At 44.2% G+C, this 17,874-nt stretch carries 17 protein-coding genes; 3 read left to right on the top strand and 14 right to left on the bottom strand.

Annotated features, from left to right (window positions below; translation table 11 throughout):
• Positions 1 to 644: 644 nt before the first annotated feature.
• The 9 genes from ACJJIC_RS18505 to ACJJIC_RS18465 all read right to left on the bottom strand — a co-directional run bounded on the left by ACJJIC_RS18505 (position 645) and on the right by ACJJIC_RS18465 (position 9,997).
• Entirely contained in the window at positions 645 to 1,055 is a 411-nt protein-coding gene (locus ACJJIC_RS18505; RefSeq protein ID WP_444885747.1) for a putative signal transducing protein, read from the bottom strand.
• Positions 1,056 to 1,190: 135 nt separating this feature from the next.
• A complete protein-coding gene (locus tag ACJJIC_RS18500; RefSeq protein ID WP_445357612.1) occupies positions 1,191 to 1,781 on the bottom strand; it encodes a TrmH family RNA methyltransferase in 591 nt (196 codons plus the stop codon).
• Between the two features lie 721 nt (positions 1,782 to 2,502).
• The gene (locus ACJJIC_RS18495) at positions 2,503 to 4,974 is read right to left on the bottom strand and encodes an ABC transporter permease (protein WP_445357611.1); all 2,472 of its coding nucleotides are present in this window, start codon (positions 4,972 to 4,974) and stop codon (positions 2,503 to 2,505) included.
• A complete protein-coding gene (locus tag ACJJIC_RS18490; RefSeq protein WP_445357610.1) occupies positions 4,968 to 5,663 on the bottom strand; it encodes an ABC transporter ATP-binding protein in 696 nt (231 codons plus the stop codon). Before ACJJIC_RS18490 ends, ACJJIC_RS18495 begins: the two co-directional genes overlap by 7 nt.
• Before the next feature lie 204 nt (positions 5,664 to 5,867).
• Positions 5,868 to 6,338, bottom strand: coding sequence for a hypothetical protein (locus ACJJIC_RS18485; protein WP_444885743.1), 471 nt, complete (start codon positions 6,336 to 6,338; stop codon positions 5,868 to 5,870).
• Positions 6,339 to 6,426: 88 nt separating this feature from the next.
• Positions 6,427 to 6,810 (bottom strand): hypothetical protein, encoded by a 384-nt coding sequence (locus ACJJIC_RS18480; RefSeq protein WP_444885742.1) that lies wholly within the window; start codon positions 6,808 to 6,810, stop codon positions 6,427 to 6,429.
• Positions 6,811 to 6,842: 32 nt separating this feature from the next.
• The gene (locus tag ACJJIC_RS18475) at positions 6,843 to 7,127 is read right to left on the bottom strand and encodes a hypothetical protein (RefSeq protein WP_445357609.1); all 285 of its coding nucleotides are present in this window, start codon (positions 7,125 to 7,127) and stop codon (positions 6,843 to 6,845) included.
• Between the two features lie 631 nt (positions 7,128 to 7,758).
• Positions 7,759 to 8,172, bottom strand: coding sequence for a zinc-ribbon domain containing protein (locus tag ACJJIC_RS18470; protein WP_444908986.1), 414 nt, complete (start codon positions 8,170 to 8,172; stop codon positions 7,759 to 7,761).
• A 595-nt stretch (positions 8,173 to 8,767) separates the two neighbouring features.
• Positions 8,768 to 9,997 carry a flavin-containing monooxygenase gene (locus ACJJIC_RS18465; protein ID WP_445357608.1) on the bottom strand — a complete coding sequence of 410 codons (1,230 nt, stop codon included), beginning with the start codon at positions 9,995 to 9,997 and terminating at the stop codon, positions 8,768 to 8,770.
• Positions 9,998 to 10,684: 687 nt separating this feature from the next.
• Here ACJJIC_RS18465 and ACJJIC_RS18460 point away from each other — a divergent pair.
• Positions 10,685 to 11,077: a transposase gene (locus ACJJIC_RS18460; RefSeq protein WP_444924449.1), complete on the top strand. Its 393-nt coding sequence runs from the start codon at positions 10,685 to 10,687 to the stop codon at positions 11,075 to 11,077.
• Positions 11,078 to 11,241: 164 nt separating this feature from the next.
• Here the strand turns inward: ACJJIC_RS18460 and ACJJIC_RS18455 are convergent, their stop codons facing one another.
• From ACJJIC_RS18455 to ACJJIC_RS18435, 5 genes are all read right to left on the bottom strand, one after another.
• Positions 11,242 to 11,757 carry a DUF1993 domain-containing protein gene (locus ACJJIC_RS18455; RefSeq protein WP_445357607.1) on the bottom strand — a complete coding sequence of 172 codons (516 nt, stop codon included), beginning with the start codon at positions 11,755 to 11,757 and terminating at the stop codon, positions 11,242 to 11,244.
• Positions 11,758 to 11,881: 124 nt separating this feature from the next.
• Entirely contained in the window at positions 11,882 to 12,397 is a 516-nt protein-coding gene (locus tag ACJJIC_RS18450) for a hypothetical protein (protein WP_445357606.1), read from the bottom strand.
• Between the two features lie 75 nt (positions 12,398 to 12,472).
• Entirely contained in the window at positions 12,473 to 12,877 is a 405-nt protein-coding gene (locus tag ACJJIC_RS18445) for an ester cyclase (protein WP_445357605.1), read from the bottom strand.
• Between the two features lie 811 nt (positions 12,878 to 13,688).
• A complete protein-coding gene (locus ACJJIC_RS18440; RefSeq protein WP_445357604.1) occupies positions 13,689 to 15,407 on the bottom strand; it encodes an RNA-directed DNA polymerase in 1,719 nt (572 codons plus the stop codon).
• Positions 15,404 to 16,360 (bottom strand): hypothetical protein, encoded by a 957-nt coding sequence (locus ACJJIC_RS18435; RefSeq protein ID WP_445357603.1) that lies wholly within the window; start codon positions 16,358 to 16,360, stop codon positions 15,404 to 15,406. Before ACJJIC_RS18435 ends, ACJJIC_RS18440 begins: the two co-directional genes overlap by 4 nt.
• Before the next feature lie 415 nt (positions 16,361 to 16,775).
• On the opposite strand from ACJJIC_RS18435, the gene ACJJIC_RS18430 reads away from it, so the two are divergent.
• Complete coding sequence (locus ACJJIC_RS18430; RefSeq protein ID WP_445357602.1) at positions 16,776 to 17,018, top strand: hypothetical protein; 243 nt, start codon at positions 16,776 to 16,778, stop codon at positions 17,016 to 17,018.
• Positions 17,019 to 17,042: 24 nt separating this feature from the next.
• Positions 17,043 to 17,678, top strand: coding sequence for a hypothetical protein (locus ACJJIC_RS18425; RefSeq protein ID WP_445357601.1), 636 nt, complete (start codon positions 17,043 to 17,045; stop codon positions 17,676 to 17,678).
• The last annotated feature ends 196 nt before the right edge of the window (positions 17,679 to 17,874 follow it).

Raw genomic sequence — 17,874 nt, 5'->3', positions numbered from 1 at the left:
CTTGTGAAGGTAAAGTCTATGTCGACTGGGGGCAACAAGCCAGTTTGACACCGCTAAGTCGGTTGCAGTGTTTTATTCCGTTATCAGCGTTGGCCACCGCTCTGACCTTTGCGTCGGGGGTTGCCTATTACACATTAAAGTAATAATGCTCCCACAAACATTGATTGTGTTAGGGGTATTTTTCTTATCGGTACTCTCTGGTCATTCACTTTGCGCGCATTAATTAGGGATCACCAATAATCTTGTGACAACGAAGTTATTGAGCATGACTAAGGTGGTTGGCGATGGCTCAGTCAACTGCACCTTGCCCAAGCTGACAGGAAAGTCCACTGAAAGTTAGTTGCTGTGGGCTATTTGCCCCTATTAACGGCACCTTGGGTTTAGGCGTGGATGTCACGGTTAAGCCCATCTGCGGTAAATAAGAACTGGCGGTCAAATGTTATTACCCTCATAAACTTGGACGTCCTTATCACACTGATATAATCGTGAATTTTAGACTCATTTCGGATGTTGAGGTCACGGTGAACCCTTACTACTATTTGAGTCACTGTTTGTTCGGATTATTGACCATACTCGAACGACCAGAGGGTAAAGAATGCCCTCACCTAGATAGCTAGACGGAGGCTCAAAGGGCAGATGCCTTATTACTTGTGATTATTAAGTTTTTGGAAATGGCCACAATCCTTGCACTTAATACCATGTTGGTAGAAAAATAGAGGCATACCCAAAAGTAAGAAGACCAAAAATGCGGGCTTTTTTCCCTTGGTAAATGGCTCAACATTTCGTGAAGAGCAGGACTCACATTTCCTTTCCCCTTCACACCCTAATTCTTGGTCTACAAGATTGGAGCGGTCTTGCTTAAGGATTTCATGGGCTTTATCAAGGTCGCTTTCCGACACTTGAAGCCTTACTCCACCCATAGCATTAGAATATAGCCACTGCATATTGACTGTGTGCTCATCTGCAATGAAAGCGCTTATTCCTTCAGACTCAAGTCTTGCTTTTGCAATCTGGGCTTCATATGGAAATGAGAATCTAGCAACGGTTACTAGCAAGTGATCACCTTAGCGCTTAACGAGGGTATAGAAAAAACCTAAATTTTTGTATGATTATTTTACGAAAAAATAGCCTACTTACCAGTGAAAACTAAATCAGAATGCACAAAGCAAGATGTCAGCTGAATTGCTCTGTCAGGTGCGGCGGTTGGCTCGCTTATACTTTTCCTGGTACTCGCGGCGCTGCTTGGTAACTTCATACAATATAATCCCAGAAGTTGTTCCAAGGTTTAAGCTTTCTATCATTCCAAACATTGGAATAGATACGCAGAAATCGCTATTTTTGACTGCAAGATCACTGATACCTCTAGATTCGTTACCAAACCATACTGCTAATTTGGGCTGAGTGTAATCGGCCTCATGCAATATAAAGTTGTCTTTTCCTTTTACATGTGGAGAGGTAACAATCGAGGTAAATCTGTTGATCGCCAAATGATCCAGGCATTCTTCGGTACTATCAAATCGCTTTATAAAGCTCCATTTGATTGCTGAGACAGACGGTTTTGAGAGTGATTTCCTTTCTCTCATTTCCTGCCATTCATCAGGCAATGAGTTGCGTGGATCAATAATATAGGTTTTTTCGACGCCTAAAGCATTGACGTTTCGAATGACTGTCCCTATGTTCTTCATATCCATCGGGTATTCAAGAACACATATTAGATTTTTACAGCGATAAGGCTTAATTTGATTGGCTCTTTTTCGAGCGTCGCTTTTATCAACTTCCATCTTCTTGAAGATCTCAGATAATTTATTCAGACCTAACGTTGCCAGCACAGGTAGCCGAAGTGGGACGTTGTTTGTAGCATAATAGGGATGCAGGTCCTTGCACAAGAAGGTGTATAGCTTTGGGCGTTGATTGGACCCCTTTGTTAAGGTTATTCATAAATTACGGTCCCGGCATTGTATGGAGTAAAACTGAAAGTACAGTTATCTGATATGCATTGCTCAATGACATATGAGCCCCAGCCACAACCATTTCCTATATGGCTCACATAATAATGGCACTCATTGGTCACTGTGCCGTCACATTTGCTAACTTCAATACTTTCACCATCATAGTTATACCGTGACACATAGGAGAGATATTGCAATGCAATAGTTCTTGTAACTGAATACTCCACTCCCGAAGATTCAATTTGAACCTGAAACTTTGGCTCCGGCTTTCTCTGCTCTTTGGTACTTGTACAGCCTGAAAGCAACAATACAATTGTTATCAATATCGTTATACATGGCCGTCTTATCGTCAGCAGAGGCCAGAAGGGCTGGAACAAACTTCCTGTGTTTGTATAGTTGTTTTTGTCCGATTCTGATGTTGAAAATCCTTTTCGCTAACGGGTATATTGAGACCTACTTACGTCATCCACCGACAGCCCTTTGGGCTCAAAATATCCGATGACGTTATTGGCCAAATCCTGCTGATCTTCCACCAACAAAATTGAACTTGTATTCAGCCTCCGTTCCTTAACAGGGCCCCAACGGAAAACTTTAAACTGCTGCGATTGGCTATCATGCCAGCGCTGCACACTACCAATGCACTGACAAGTAAAGTAGCCATGATCCATAACCAATCTGGCTTGTAATTGATGCCAAATTGAGACTGATAGATCAATTGAGCCGCAAGGTTAGTACCTAAAATGGCCCCCACACTAGCAATTAAAGAAGTCAGCAACCACTCAAACAGGCTTAGTTTACCGCAGGCAAGACGTGATTGGCCAAAGCTGATCAGTAAAGCGTTCTTTTTACGCTCATCAGCTTCATAGCCTTTGACCGACGCACTGATCACCAGCAGTGCCAGTAAAATAATCATCAAACTAAATCCAGATACCAGCTTAATCACCATCGACAAAGTATCATCAAAGCGTTGCGTCAATTCGCGCACCGAGCTTAACCGCAATGATGGGTGACGCTTCCAAAGCTCTGCCAGCTGACCCCAAGCAGTGTCCGCAAGCTCAAGGCTACCCATATAAAGTGGCGGTGTTTGAAGCTGGTTCATGGTGCTTTGTGGCACATTAAACCAAAAGGTGATGGAACCTTTACCAGGCACGTATTTATGACTGGCTTTGATTTCAAAGTTCAAAGATTGCCCCGCAACTTCAAACTGTAATTGGTCGCCGAGTTTCAACCCCATATCAGTCATGACTTCTTGCTCTACCGATACTTGTTGCCAGTCGGCATCTCGATCTTGCCAGCGTTGGCCTGTCACCGTTTGGTTGTTGGTTGCTTGCTGAATACTGAAATGCAAGCGGACAGGCTTTTGTAAACTAGTCAAACTTTCGCTGGGGCTGGTGGCAAATTCCGCCAACATCTGGCCATTGATATGGCTTAACTGCCCGTACCAAAACGGCTTTAATTGGCGAATGTCACTGCCAGTTTGTGCACTCCACTGGCGAATGTCTTGCACCTGTTGTTCATTAGCCTGGGTGATAATCAGATTACCATCGTGCTCGCGGGTATAGCCTTCCATGGTTTGGCCAATGTCTTTCATCAAACTCAAGGTGAACAGCAACAAGGTGGCACACATTCCAATGCCCAAAATTTGAATGGATTTGCTAAGTAATCGCTGTTTCATCATATAAAAACCAAAAGCCATCATGCCCATTGCACGGCTCGTCACCGTATGGCCCAAACTCAGCACCAACCAAGTCAATACCATCATCAGTATCAAGGTGGCTGCCATAGCGGATAGCGTCATGGCCGTTAGCAGACCGTTGTCGGAGTAAACAAAAGTCACCACAGCCACACTGATTAACGCAAATCCATAGCGAGGCAATAAGTGATTCGGACTCGCCATTTGGCGAATCAACTGTGCCGGGGTCACTTTGGCCATCACTAACCAATTGGGAATTTGAAAAATTGCCAATAGAGCCAACAATAGCGCGTAGCTGCTGATTAAATCTGTCCATACCCAGGTGGTTGTTAGGTCAGCAAACTGTGTCTGCATTTGCTGCAAAATTAGGTATTCCGCCCCCCATGCCAAGGCGGTTGCCGGAATTAGCCCTGCAATGACTGTTAATAGCCATTGACCAAATGATAAAGCAAACACTCGGGGTTTATCGCTGCCCATGGCCAAACACACCGCCGCAAAACGCTGCTGGGATAACAACTGACGTCGACCGGCTTGGTCGATGGCAATGGCCGCCATCAAAAATAACAGTACCGATGCTAAGCCCACAAAATTCTCAACCCGTTGCCAAAACATTGCCAACGGATGGCCGCTGTGTTTGTCATAAAGCTGTGCAGTTACTAGCTCAGTGGTGGCCCATTGTTTTAGGGTGTTCAATTCGTTTTTATCCCCCACAAGTAAATAGCGAAAGAGGGCATTGTCGGCTTGTATCAGTGGAAGGTCATCTAGATGCACCAATGCGCGCATCGCCACCGAATGGCCTTCGAGCAGGCGGTCGGGTTCATGTTGCACCAAACCTGTGAGCTTTAATTGCCCATGCCCCATATCTAAGGATTGGCCAAGGGCGAGCTTCAGTGAAGCAAACAATCGGCTATCGACCCATATTTCACCGGATTTAGGCCCATGCCTCAGGGATTGCCCTTGTCCATCCGTCTCAAACGCCACTTGCACGGTGCCTTGTACTGGATAATGATCATCCACTGCTTTTAACTGCACCGCTTGCCAATGGTGATCATGGGTCAAGGTTACGTTCACCAGCTGGCTCACGCTCAACTGCTGTGCATGCTGGTGCAACTTGTTTATTTGCGCATCGGTTAGGGCTTGATGCTGAGAAATTACCAAATCGCTGCCAAGCATTTGTTGCAAATTATTGGCCAAATAAGCCTGAATGGAACTGCTGGTCAAACTGAGCGTTAAAATGAAGAACATCAAACTTGCTTGGGTCCAGCGAATTAAGCGCGCATCCCCTTGATGGTATTGCTGGCGGAATAATTGCCACACTAATAAAATCAGCATAATGCGCCCACCCTAGACGCAGCTTGGTTGCGCGCCATGACCGTTAATTTGCCTTGACCCAATTGCAGCAAAGTATCGGCCTGCTGCGCTAATTCCATCGAGTGAGTGACGAGTACCAGCCCCGCGCCGCTTTGCTGACAGCAATCAAACATCAATTGCGCAATATGTTGCGCGGTTTTCTCATCTAGGTTACCCGTAGGTTCATCGGCAAAAATAAATTGCGGCTGTATGACAAAAGCACGGGCAATGGCCACCCGTTGTTGCTCACCACCGCTGAGCTGCTGTGGTTTATGATACATTCGCTCAGCTAGCCCCACTTTGTCGAGCCATAATTCGGCTGTGGTTAATGCACGTTTATCGCCTTTTAGTTTTAAAGGCAGCGCGACGTTGTTTAAGGCATCGAGTTCGGGTAACAAATGAAACTGCTGAAAAATAAAACCTGAGCTTTGACGTAGGCTCTTTAATAGCTGCGGCTTACCATTTTTCTGGAATTGCACTTCGCCAGAAACGGGAGGTTCAAGACCCGCCATTAACAGTAATAAGCTTGATTTACCTACTCCAGAGGGCCCCACAATGGCGTAAGACTGACCACTGTGCAGTTCAATATTTAAATCCTCAAACAGGCTGACCTGTTGTTTGGCCAAGGTAAAATGATGGTCAACTTGCTTTAACTGAATGCTGCTCGACATGGTTAGCTCCTTTAAAGAACTGGTTGAGCAGCACTTTAAAGAAGCAGAGGTGAAATGAAGGTGAAATCAGTAGAAACAAGTTGCTAAGTTGTCAGAATACAGGTTGTGAGACTTTATGTTGTTTGATAACGCCTAGCTTATTAGTGAGGGTAACGAGTCTAATAGAGGCTGCTGATCGGAACGTAGTGCATCTGCTTGTTAAATTCATTGCTTGGAACTGCCTTTGACAGTGAATTTTTTTATTAGCTTACGATCGGTGAGTAAATTTAGGTTTTCAGCGTAGTAATTTTGATCAATAGATAACACCCAGATGGTACCAGAAAGATTAATGGTAGCTTTAAGAGGAAATGTCACCGAGAACCTCGTTAAGATTGCTTTAGCTTCAACTCCATCTTGTGGTAACGCACCAGTCAGCAGTTCTGGTTCACCAGTGCATTCAAGCTTTAAAAGTTGAGAACCTGGTTGCTGATTATAAAGCTCTGTTTCTACATCCTTTACTACGAAGCTACGATAATCCGTTCCCAGTCCTAGCCACTCAATCATATGAGTGCTTTTATCTGCACAGTCAAAACCCGAGATTTCAATGTGCTTACCTTTGTTAATGGACTCAATAGACTCTGCCAGTACCGACATACTCAATAGTGTAAATGTTATAAATTTCAGAATCTTTAGCACGATATCCCCGTGAATTTAATGCCCGTCGCAAAGGCGAGCAATTTGTTGTGAGTCCAGCGCAAGAAGTGCGTGCATGTGCCGGCTTTCGTTAGAGAAGTAGCGCACTACCGGCACTGATATGAAACGGTTCTCCAACAACCTCAACTATTTCTGGGATAGGAAAGTTGTTACCACTACAGTCTATTTCTATGTATTCAACCATTCCTGATTTTCCAGAGAATATTAGGATCTCTAACGTTTTACCTGCTTCTGCAAGATTAAAGTTTGCTTCAAAAATTACACCATATTTACCTGGAACTGCAATGGCCTTGGTGAAATCCGGGACCAGAACTTTGAAGCTATTACATCCGCACTGACAGAACTCAGAAAACACGGCTTTGTCGAGATGATTCTTTAGCGCTTGTGTATCAGGGAACTGACATCTCTCTAAAATGAAGTTAATCCAATCCCTTGCTCTGTATTCGTTATTCATAGTTTCTCTAACATTGACTGCATTGTGTATCGTTAAGGTTTGTAACCTGAAAGCTCCACAATTTTTTCTACACGAGCCTGCTCCACTGGAATATCAAAACGCTCTAGCCAGCTATACGAAAACGGCAAAATCAATTCACAAAAATCAACCGTACTATTTTTAATTGAAAAAATGTATTTCTCGCTAATTGAAAGTTGTAAAGAATCACGGCTCTGTATATTTGATTTTCTTCCCAAATTTCCTTTAAGCCAATGCTTGACCGAAAGTTGGTATTCATACTCATCTTTTGCGTTCAGATCGTACTTTCCTGAAACCACTTGGGCAACAATAACTCTGGGGCGCTGATTCTAGAATTCCTCTATGCAAATTGGCGGATCACGCTCGGCACATTCCCAGCTGTAGCAGGTGCTGGAACAAAGAAACAAAAATATTGGTAGTAGTTTCATAGTGCTTTAACGTCCGCGGAGGCCCGCTGGGCCTTAGCATCCTGCTTGCGTTTGTTAGATTTAGTCGAAGCAAATAGCATGGTTTACCATACCTAGCTCGACATTTGCCCAGCAACCACAAGGATTATTGGAGGTAGAGCACTGACCCATGGCAAAAACGTTGCCAGCCTTACTCTCCGAAACCCTACATTCACCCTGGCATTGTGAGCTACTTAGACAGGATTTTCCGGCATCTGAATAGTTAACGATGCACATTCTAGTACCGGACATACATACAGGACGAAGCTCCCCACCAACCGCGAGGCACTGTTCTGCTGTTTCAATGGCATTGAGTCTGGCAAGTTTTTCTTGCTTATCTTTAGAAAGCATCCACTGCTTCATAGCAAATAATATCAAGATTACTAAAACAACGGTTGATAATGACTTGACCATGGCAATCTAACGTCTGCAAGAAACGTGAGCGTTGTGAGTCGAGGCCGATAGGCCGGTTTGTTTGCGTTTGTTAGCCAATTCTATCCACTTTAGTTTGATCTTTGATATATCCCAACTGAAATAGCTCTAAGGCAATTCTTTTAAGCTCAGATATCTCTTTTGCATTACGATCTTTTTTCACACTAAGGATCTGATATCTCTTTTGCATCAGCTTGATGTTCTGATCATTTTTTCTGCAGTCTACGCATTTGGTACAATCGGCATCAACATAAAACCCTAGCCCTTCAAACCAGTGCTTCTGCTCGTTAGCAAAAAAAATAAACCATCGCCTGCATTGAATACAACAGCGTTCTATATCTACGTAAAACTTACGCGGAAATATTGAATAGTTCTGCCTATCAATATTTGCAGGGATAGCCGTTTCGGGGAAAACACTATCTTTATCAAGGCTCCAATGAGCAGACGCAGCCATTTCAGCCGTCATCTTGCTTCCGGAGTATATTGGCTTGGAACCATATCGTGGATGATCTACGTACTCTCTGTATCTCATTTTACGCTTCTTTGACATTAGTTTTTGGTTAACGCCCGGTTAAACGGCTCGCGCTTGTGCGAGTCCGGCGATCAAAAGGAACGTCTGCTGCGGTTTGTTAATTACTTTGTATAAGAGCATAAGGAATTAGGACTGTTGCAGCCAAGGCTCCCAGTAAGATTGGAATCAGGAAAACCCAAGCTATAGGTCGCCACCCGTCACTCCATATAATAGAGCCCTCTAAATGGTTGATAGGTCCATAGGTTAAAACAATTAATAGTCCTAAATTGGTCCACACCCACAGCATTACCAGCAGTGCCGTTGAGGCAGGAGACCAACCTATAAAAGGAAGAAAAAAGGACACAACTAATAACCACCTATATGGATAAAGCTTAAGTGCAACCTTTGTATAAAAATCAGTAAATAGTCTCATAGTGTGTACAGCAGTTAACCCCGAGTTGATCGGCGCGTTAATAGGCGCTTCTCGGTAGCGACCATGCTGCGCGGCAGAAGAAAGCGCCCCGGTGACGCGTCCGCCTCCAACGGCTTGCTAGGTGGCAGCATTAACAGAAGCCATTTGGCGCAGGATAGCATCTGCACACTCGAATCCCCATAGGCCAAGGCTCAGTCCCCCATTTACCGAAAGGTCGAACCCAGGGAAGAACAGGGTGGGCTCAACGATGCTACGGCTACGGCCATCGGTCCGAGGCATTAGGCGGGACATCTCGTCATTCCATTCTAGGAATCTTGCCGGTTCCTCGAACAAGTCATCTAAGCCCGGCTCCATTCCAGTAGCAAATACGACCAAATCAAAATCTTCGAGGCCATTTTTGAAGACGGCGCCCCTCTTGCTCAATCGATGCAGTGGGTTCTCTTTCGCATCAATTACTTTGATCCGTCCCTGCTTTATCGCCTTTACGGTGCCTTGATCCATCCACGCTACTCGGCCGTGCAATGAGATTTGGGTCGCCGGGCCCGAATCCGGCGGATGGATTCCATACTCGCTCATATCGATTGAGAAGGTAGAGAAGAACTTGTCTTTCTTTGCGAGTTTCTCCCGAAACGCTGGGTGAGAGCGCGTATAGGCGTGCGACTCTTCAATGTGCTTTGAAGTGAACCCGGTGTTGAGGAACCGCGCAACACGGGCAGCGATTCCCAGGCCTCTCAATGACAACACATGGCGCGGGCCTCGGATGAGCATCTTCACTTCGCGGGCGCCACCCTCAGTGAGATCCAAAGCGATTTCTGCGGCAGAGTTTCCACTTCCGATTACAAGGGTTCGCTTGCCTTTGAAGGGGGTCGCATTGTGATACTGTCGACTATGTATCGCCGTTCCCCCGTATTCGCTTAAGCCATCAATCTCCGGCCAAATTGGTTTCCGATTGGACGCCGTGGCAACTACCAAAAACCGTGATCGGAATTCCGACTTAGAGCTCCTTATCGACCAGCGCCCGGCGTCCAGAGCAATTGACGAAACCTCCGTGTCTGCCACGATATTGCCGAGCAAGTTGTGGCGTGCTGCGTACCGTTCGAAATATTCGATGAGGTCGTCTCTCGGAAGGAACTCAGGGTAGTCGCGGCGAATTCCACCGTCATCGGGCAATTCGTGAAACGGCGTGTGAAGGCGGATCCGGTCATAGTTCCCACGCCAGAATCCTCCGCATCCTTCCCCCTTCTCTACGATGGCTAAGTTGGTGAGACCTGCGCTCTTTAGCCGGGCGGCACAGGAAAGTCCGGCGAATCCGGCTCCAATCACTACTACAGCGTGCTCGTTATCCATCGGACGCCTCCAGCTGGTGGTCGAAGCGGGGGAGCACTTATGTCACCTAAACGCCTCAATAACCGGCAGCAGGCTCGGAGCGAAGCGCAATATAAGCTGTCCGGCGCCGCAGGCGCGAAGTTAATTGACTTGTATGGTTGTTCTTGCCCGATTCTGATGTTGAAAATCCTTTTCGCTAACGAGGAAATTGAGACCCACTTTCGGTGGCCACCGAAGGCCTTGTTTATCACAGTTCGCTGCCTGGCAGGTTCGTAAAAGACCGATAACAAGTATGAACGTGAAAAGCACTCACTAGGCATAACTCGAATAGTCATGTGGGCTTTGAGCCCGAATAGCAAGGTGGAGATGGCTTATCTTACTGGAAGCTAAAGAGATCAATGTCGGTATTTATTCCAGTAGTAAACAACTCGATATTTATGTGAGATCTACTGGCCAATTCTTTAGTGTTAACAATGCCAAAAATGGCATTAAAGATGCCATTAAACAACTACAACCTCTTAAACCTCAGAGCGTATTAATAGAGTCTACTGGAAGGCTCGAGTTAGTGTTTGTTAGCGCCGCAGATAAAGCAGGATTACCTATTGTCGTTTGCAATCCGTCTCAGATAAGAAGCTTCGCTAAATCCGAAGGACGCCTCGCCAAACCGACGGGCTAAATGCAATTGATATTGCACATTCTGGTGAGGCCATGAAGCCAAGACTATCGGCGCTAAAGCCAGAAAAACTCAGGGAGATCAGTGACTTACTGACTTTAATAAGCCAGTGCTTAGAGATGAGCACAATGCAAAAGAATCGACTTCAGAGGATGCCTAGGTCAGTACTCAAACCTATACAGACCATTCTAAACACCATAAAGAAAGAGCTACAAGGTATCGACAAGCAACTGGATAAACTGGTTAACAGTGTGCCTGAGTGGCGGCAAAGGCGCGACCTACTGTTGAGTGCTAAAGGGGGCGGAAATGTATTGGCTTATACGTTGATGAGTGAGCTTCCCGAGGTAGGAAAATTGAACCGTAAAAAAAACGCTGCACTTGGCGGTATCACCCCGATGAACCGTAATAGTGGCAGCTTCCAGGGTTAGCCCTATATTCGAGGCGGACGACATCGTGTGCGTACAGTCTTATTTTTTCTATGATGTCGGCAATACAATGCACCCTAAATGAAAACCAATGTATGAGCGCCTAGTCGCTGCTGGTAAACCAAAAAAGATGGCTTAAATAATTGACTAAGGACCATAGTCACTTGTTATGCCACCTTAACCAAGGGAGCTACATGTGCCATATAGTTTACCTTTCCCAAAGGAACCCCTTTCATTCGCATGATGTTGTAAGCAGAAACCATATGAAAATAAAAGTTGGGGATTAGAAATTCTTGAATGTAATCCTTCCCCTCTAACTCAAGATATTGATTTCCACCAAGGTTTATTCGCTTTAGTTCTGACAATTTTGAATCTCTTAGCTCCGAATCTTGAAGTTGAGATTTAGTTCGCTCAATTAGGTTCTTAGCTACGGTTAAGGACTCAATTTTAGGAGATAGATTATCGGATTCCTGATTTTTGCACCAAAGCGAGAAATTGTAAGGCTGATTACATGCGTAGGCGATCTGTGTGCCAAAAGGAAGCATGTCTTCAATTAGTCGAAAATCCAATATGGATTCTGACTCCTCATGGAAGTGCTGTTCAGAAATTTCAAGAATATGACCAAGAGTCGTTAGTCTAGACGAAAATAAATCGACTAAGCTCTTAGTTCTTTCCTTTGACATTGTATTACCTCCTTAACAGTGGAAAATATAACGCCCAAAGCACTGGCCGGAACGTAGTTGGTTGATTTTGTGCTATTAAAGCACAAAATAAAGCGGCGCAGTGGAGGTCAAGTGCATTGCTTTGTCAGTTTTTTGAATCGCAAAATGATAGCTTATTGCGTAAAACCAAACCAATAATCCCATTAGGATCTGAAGAAAGCTCGACGATTGATTGTTTGTTATCGCCGATTGGTATTCGATGACACGGATTAGACTGGATTTGATCATTTTTCCGATATAGAAAATACAGTTGAACTGAACCCAATTCAACAGGTATCCATGAGTCATTAAATGTAAATCGACCCCCTATTTCAAAAGTACTCTTGATTGAATTCAATACCAAGAAAGTTGAGTCGATACCTCGATTCAGATCTTGCAATCTCTCCCACGCTGGAGAGTCACGCCACTCAATAGGCTTTGCGTTATATGAGCTAATTTCATGTGTCAGATCTGCGTACGTGATGCGGCCTGAGATTTTCTTAGCAATAACAATGTCAGTGGCATTATTTAAATCAACGCTTAAATTCTTATGATCATATTCAAACGAAATGGCTCGCTGAGAATAAAGGATGATTAATAAGGTTAGATATATAACTTTCATTGATCGAAGCCCGATGAAAACTAACGCCTTGCAGCAGAGGTCGGCACGTAGCGACGGTCCTGCTGGCTGCGATTGTTATGTTTCGTTTTTCTTGAGCTGATTTTCAAGGCTCTTTAAATCACCTAGCACCCATACATCAGAGATTCGATCATCTTCAAAGGTAAACAAGGCGCACCCGTTCCAAGTTACGCGTTTATGTGATGGTAAAAAGCCCATAAACTCATCTCTATGAAATCCGGTAAAGGACATCTTTGCAAAAACCTTGTCTCCCTCTTCTACGAGATCTTCAATAATGCATTTGTAATCACCCAGCGCTTTGTGAACCATATCGACATATTCAGCGAAACCTTTGTGACCTCGCTTTTCCTGCCCCAATGATCCTCTAAAGGAGAAGCTCTCATGCAGGATCGATGGCATTGCTTTCTTATCGTGGGCATCCCAAAGAACCTCATAAAATCTTCGAACTTTATCTTTATGCACTAGTCATCCTCAGAAACATAACGAAGCGGTGTGTAAGCTGTCGGGCGCCAAAAGCACGTAGTTAATTGACTTGGTACGCCCAGCCTGGGCATGGACCAATGGGGTGAAAATCCCCTGTAGGGAGATCACCATTTAATGGATTCCATTAAATGCTAACTACTAGCGAATGGCAACTGCAGCATCGCGAGGTTTTGTGGGGAGGAAGTCGCTAGCAAAACTAGGAGCTGACGAACAGAAACATCATATAAGGCTTAGCCTGGAGGCGAGGTGGCCAAGGATACCGCAGCTATGTGGCTAATGGGCCGGGCTAATGATGTAGTTGTGTATTGCAAGATCACGTTCTTATCTGGAGAGATCTGTTTAGCTAGCTGCTGTCTGCGTGGCCGCTAAGTCATAATTAGGCCCAACCCGCTAGCCTCGATTCAGGAGGCCTACTCTAATAGCCTATGTAGATCTCAAGCCGATCGGTACCATTTCTCAAAACGCGCCCCCTATCCTTGAGTGGCTGGGAATCTCAGCAAAACACTGGCTCTATCTTAATCGGAACTTTGAAAGCCGCTTTAAAGGCCTGGTGGGATCAGCAGAGGCTGTAAGGCAAGCCTGTATTCAGCTCAATAAACGCTGGGTACATGGCATAGGCGATTGCCAATGTTTTTTTTCGGCAATGCCCTAATAATTCCCTCCCAACCTTTAGATACTATTCCTTCCGGATTGGCCAAAATCACGTAATTTTCAAACCTAAAGCATAATTTACAGCATTTCACCTCGTCCTACATCATGCCTGGAGAAATGGAAGGCCTTGTTAGATCTGTTAGCAATGACTAGATCTTTGCAACTGATTTAATACATCCATAGCTAGCTCTTCATCCCTATCAAAACTACTATCTAAAAGACATTGGTGTCTTGGTTTGCTGAGCCCATGAAGACATGCAAATTCCCTAACAAAGCCATTTTTTGATTGCATAAGGCCTTTCATACCGGCAGCTGTAGCCAGTTGCATCAGTTCTGTATTTATTGCCTCGTAATTGTGCTGCACACCATTAATTGCCAGAACAGCCAAAGATTGTTCCACTACAGCACATAAATCAATATCGTTATCTATCCGAACAGGTTCACCTCCTTCAGCTCGAACAAGTTGAGCAGCAGAGTGAGTAGCATTTACTCCCATCGACAAAATATCAGTAAAGTCCCTAGAAGCAATTGCTTCCATTGTTTTTGCTATCAAATATAAGTCTGGACGACTTATTAATATTTCCCCGAGTCGACCTAAATTTTCCCTGCTAGATAAATAGAGCAGCCTTCCTGATAAGTATCTAAGCTTTGGCGTTGTTCTCTTTTCAGCATATGGTGAAAACGAACAATCTTCTTTCAACAAATCGGCTAATCTTATAGAAAGAGACTCCTCGCACTTCTTTGCTTGGGTTAGCAAACTATTGATAGTTATCGATTTTACGGACTTAATTGCCCACTTATACTTACGCATCCAGTCTTGAAATCTATGTAAGTAACTTGAATCTTTAACGGCATCTGAATAATCAACAATAGGGATTCGAATGTTATTTTCCTGGAAGCTTTGTTGTAACTCATCCTTTTTCAATGGGTTTGCAAGCAAAAATCTCTTTACATCACTTATTAAAGAAACCCATTCATTCCCAATAGAGTTATCAAAATCAAACTCGCCCTCAAGCCATTCTTCACATGGCACCTGAAAATCTTTATCACCATCATGAAGCACTAGATTGAGATCGTTAAACTTTCCTTCGAGTTTTTCTCTCCACAAAGAAACTTGTTCAGTAGTGCCCACGAAAACAACATCATCAACATAACGCCAATAGTTTCCACCTGAAATATCATTCATTTCCTGGTCAATACGATCAAGTAATAAATTAGCGATCACATGACTAAATGTTGGGCCAGTTAATAAGCCCTTTCCAGTTCGATCCTGTTCGGAGACCTTCATGTGATTTTCGAGTATTCTAAGGCCAAGCAGCTCGTAATTGCCATTTAATTTAGACTGTTGGCACGCTTCTTTCCAAGCTTCTACGGCATCTACTGAAGTTATACTTGGATAAAATTTCTTAATATCAGTGTAGAGAACCACTCCGTTTTCAGTTTTCCAGCACGAATCTGATATGGATTTGTGTCTCTCCTTGAAACCATCAAAGTATGGCTTGAATACCCCGTTTTTTTCCTTGTCAGAGGCGAACCGATAGCTATAAACATAAGGCTTAGGGATGAATGCCTCATATTTAGAAAGCTCTGTAATTAACGCTACTTCAGCTAAAGCTTCACTTGGTGCTGGAACATATATATCTCTGTGTATAAATTTATCGTCAGAAATATCTTTAAAATGATACATCCTTAGATACCCAAAATGCTCATTTTGAGTCGTTAGCCTAGTAGAAACATCTTTGATCCAGCGATTTTGCCGTCCGACAGAATTTTCTACATAATACCGCAGTGCAAGATATGGAAAGATATCTCTCTTGCGATATTGATTAAGAGCCTTAACCGCAAGTTCGGTACTCATTTTTGAACCTCAACAGGGAGATCAAATCTCATGACAGTCAATCGCACAGGAAAGCTTCCTTCTTTAATTGGTTGCTTACACTTTGCTTCTGTTTGTGCATACCAACTTGTGTTTTCTAATTCTGCTTGGCCTCCAATCAAGTTTTTAAATGATTCTTTGAGCCACTTGATAGCTTTAGCAAAGAAATGGACTACATTTTTTCTTTGAGGTTCAATCCAAATCGCAGTACTCAAAGAGTCTCTACTATGTAAGAAAATATCATCAAATTGGGGTTTAGCCTTTTTCCAGTTACCAGAGTTCTCAAGGAAACCTGTAAAATTTGTTAGCAAGAGCACTCTTGCATGACAGTCCTGACTTAAAAGGGTCATTCTCTTAATTAAATCAACTGTGCTTACCTTGCTCAAGGTGTCCCATTCCAATATTTCGAATTTTATCCATATTGCTTGCTCTTCAACCACTCCTTTCAAATCTTCTAGTTGCTTAAGTAAATACCCTCTAGCAGTTTCAGATATTTCTCCAGCTAAAATAGTAACTTCTAGCGGGTGGCGTGGAAGCACGTTATTTTTTCTAAGCTCATACAGAGTACAGAGTATGCTGACAATTGCTGCGCCAGAGCCACTTGGAAGATCTGCGACAAAAACCTTGTTTCCTGCAAATATTGAAGCATAAGCATCAGAAACTTCTGGCAGCTTTGCCTTAGGATCTAATAAAGACAAAATTACTCGCGCGCACGACCCGTTATAACGCCAAGCAAGATGCTTATCGGTATCCTCTTTCGATATACCACCTTCAAAGCCCTTAGGAGCCTTTTCTTTAGCTAGGTCTAAAAGTGAATTTTCATTCAACAACCCCTTCCATAAATTTACCAGTTGATTTGGAAGTAAAATATTTTCAGACTTATCACACCATAAACTGTCTGGCAGAGTTTCTGTTTTTATAAATCTATTTTTCAAATATCCACCCTTGTTCATCTTGACAGGATAACTAACTACGATAAGTCCCTGTAGCCACTTCAGAGAGCTAAGGCGTCCCGCGGAACCCCGAAGGGGGCGAAGCGAACTGCTTGGCTTTGTTAAGCATTTGACTTTGCCCAAACGACAAAAATGAGCCCGTTTCTGGACACCCATCAAAGGTTGAGCTTAAGGCGTCACGACTATTGACACAATACTGAAATCACAATAAAGATACTGGATATTAAAACAGTTAAATCCATACCCGATGACCCAGCCTCGCCGCTCTCAGGTCTCACTTGATGCGACGCCGTACTATCACTGCGTCTCCCGCTGTGTACGCAGGGCGTTTCTTTGTGGAAGAGATGGTCAATTGGGGAGGGATTATGAGCACCGGCGCCAGTGGATTGAGACTGGGATGCAAAAGCTAGCTGCTATCTTTGCGCTGGATATCGCTGCTTATGCGGTAATGAGTAATCACTACCATGTGGTGCTCTATATTGATGCTAAAACGGCCAAAACTTTGTCTGATACTGAGGTCATTCTCCGCTGGCAGGAACTATTTAAAGCTTCTAATTTGGCTCAACGCTTTATTCAGGGTGCCTCTCTGGCTTGCAGTGAAAAGAACAAGCTTAAGGAGCTGATCGAGCTATGGCGATAGCGATTAATAGATATCAGTTGGTTTGTGCGCAGCCTAAACGAATCTATTGCTTGCCAAGCCAATGCAGAAGACCGTTGTACTGGCCGCTTCTGGGAGGGCCGTTTCAAATCTCAGGCGCTATTGGATGAAAGAGCCTTGGCTGCCTGCATAGCCTATGTCGATCTCAATCCTATCCGTGCCGATATTGCAAAAACCCCGGAGGACTCCGATTACACGTCCATTCAGCAGCGTGTTCGCGCTGTGACCTCAGGGGAGCAGCCCAAAGAGCTACTACCGTTTGTGGGCGGTGAGCGCCTTAATATGCCGAAAGGGTTGCCCTTTCAATTGGATCACTATTTGGCGTTAGTAGACTGGAGTGGCTGGCATTTAGATCCCAATAAGCGCGGTGCCATTTCTCAAAACGCGCCCCCTATCCTTGAGCGGCTGGGAATCTCAGCAAAACACTGGCTCTATCTTAATCGGAACTTTGAAAGCCGCTTTAAAGGCCTGGTGGGATCAGCAGAGGCTTTACGGCAAGCCTGTATTCAGCTCAATAAACGCTGGGTACACGGTATAGGCGACTGCCAAAGTTTCCTATCTGCAATGCCCCACCAATTCCCTCCCAGCCTTTCGATACTATTCCTTCCGGTTTGGCCAAAATCACGCAATTTTCAAACCTAAAGCAAAATTTCTCAGTGTTTCACTTTGCTCTATACCTGATCAGGAGAAATGGCCGTCAAGGTGGAAGGCCTTCACTATTTCCAGAGTCATCTTTCAATCTATGGGTGTCCTAGTGTTGGTACTTTATATCAGGATTACCGCTCTTTTATCTAAGAAAGCATTTCACAAAACCTGTATAACAATTCCCAGAACTTCA

It is taken from the genome of Microbulbifer mixtoriginis (SeqCode) (genome assembly GCF_052468275.1).
The sequence above is the reverse complement of the archived record's forward strand: the minus strand, read 5'-3'. Positions and strand labels throughout refer to the sequence as shown.

Bases quoted from the DNA above. Each gene is read 5' to 3' on its own strand.
- ACJJIC_RS18500 (WP_445357612.1), bottom strand. From the start codon at position 1,781: ATGGAAGTTGATAAAAGCGACGCTCGAAAAAGAGCCAATCAAATTAAG.
- ACJJIC_RS18495 (WP_445357611.1), bottom strand. From the start codon at position 4,974: ATGCTGATTTTATTAGTGTGGCAATTATTCCGCCAGCAATACCATCAA.
- ACJJIC_RS18490 (WP_445357610.1), bottom strand. From the start codon at position 5,663: ATGTCGAGCAGCATTCAGTTAAAGCAAGTTGACCATCATTTTACCTTG.
- ACJJIC_RS18480 (WP_444885742.1), bottom strand. From the start codon at position 6,810: ATGAATAACGAATACAGAGCAAGGGATTGGATTAACTTCATTTTAGAG.
- ACJJIC_RS18470 (WP_444908986.1), bottom strand. From the start codon at position 8,172: ATGACGGCTGAAATGGCTGCGTCTGCTCATTGGAGCCTTGATAAAGAT.
- ACJJIC_RS18465 (WP_445357608.1), bottom strand. From the start codon at position 9,997: ATGGATAACGAGCACGCTGTAGTAGTGATTGGAGCCGGATTCGCCGGA.
- ACJJIC_RS18460 (WP_444924449.1), top strand. From the start codon at position 10,685: ATGAAGCCAAGACTATCGGCGCTAAAGCCAGAAAAACTCAGGGAGATC.
- ACJJIC_RS18455 (WP_445357607.1), bottom strand. From the start codon at position 11,757: ATGTCAAAGGAAAGAACTAAGAGCTTAGTCGATTTATTTTCGTCTAGA.
- ACJJIC_RS18450 (WP_445357606.1), bottom strand. From the start codon at position 12,397: ATGAAAGTTATATATCTAACCTTATTAATCATCCTTTATTCTCAGCGA.
- ACJJIC_RS18440 (WP_445357604.1), bottom strand. From the start codon at position 15,407: ATGAGTACCGAACTTGCGGTTAAGGCTCTTAATCAATATCGCAAGAGA.
- ACJJIC_RS18430 (WP_445357602.1), top strand. From the start codon at position 16,776: ATGCAAAAGCTAGCTGCTATCTTTGCGCTGGATATCGCTGCTTATGCG.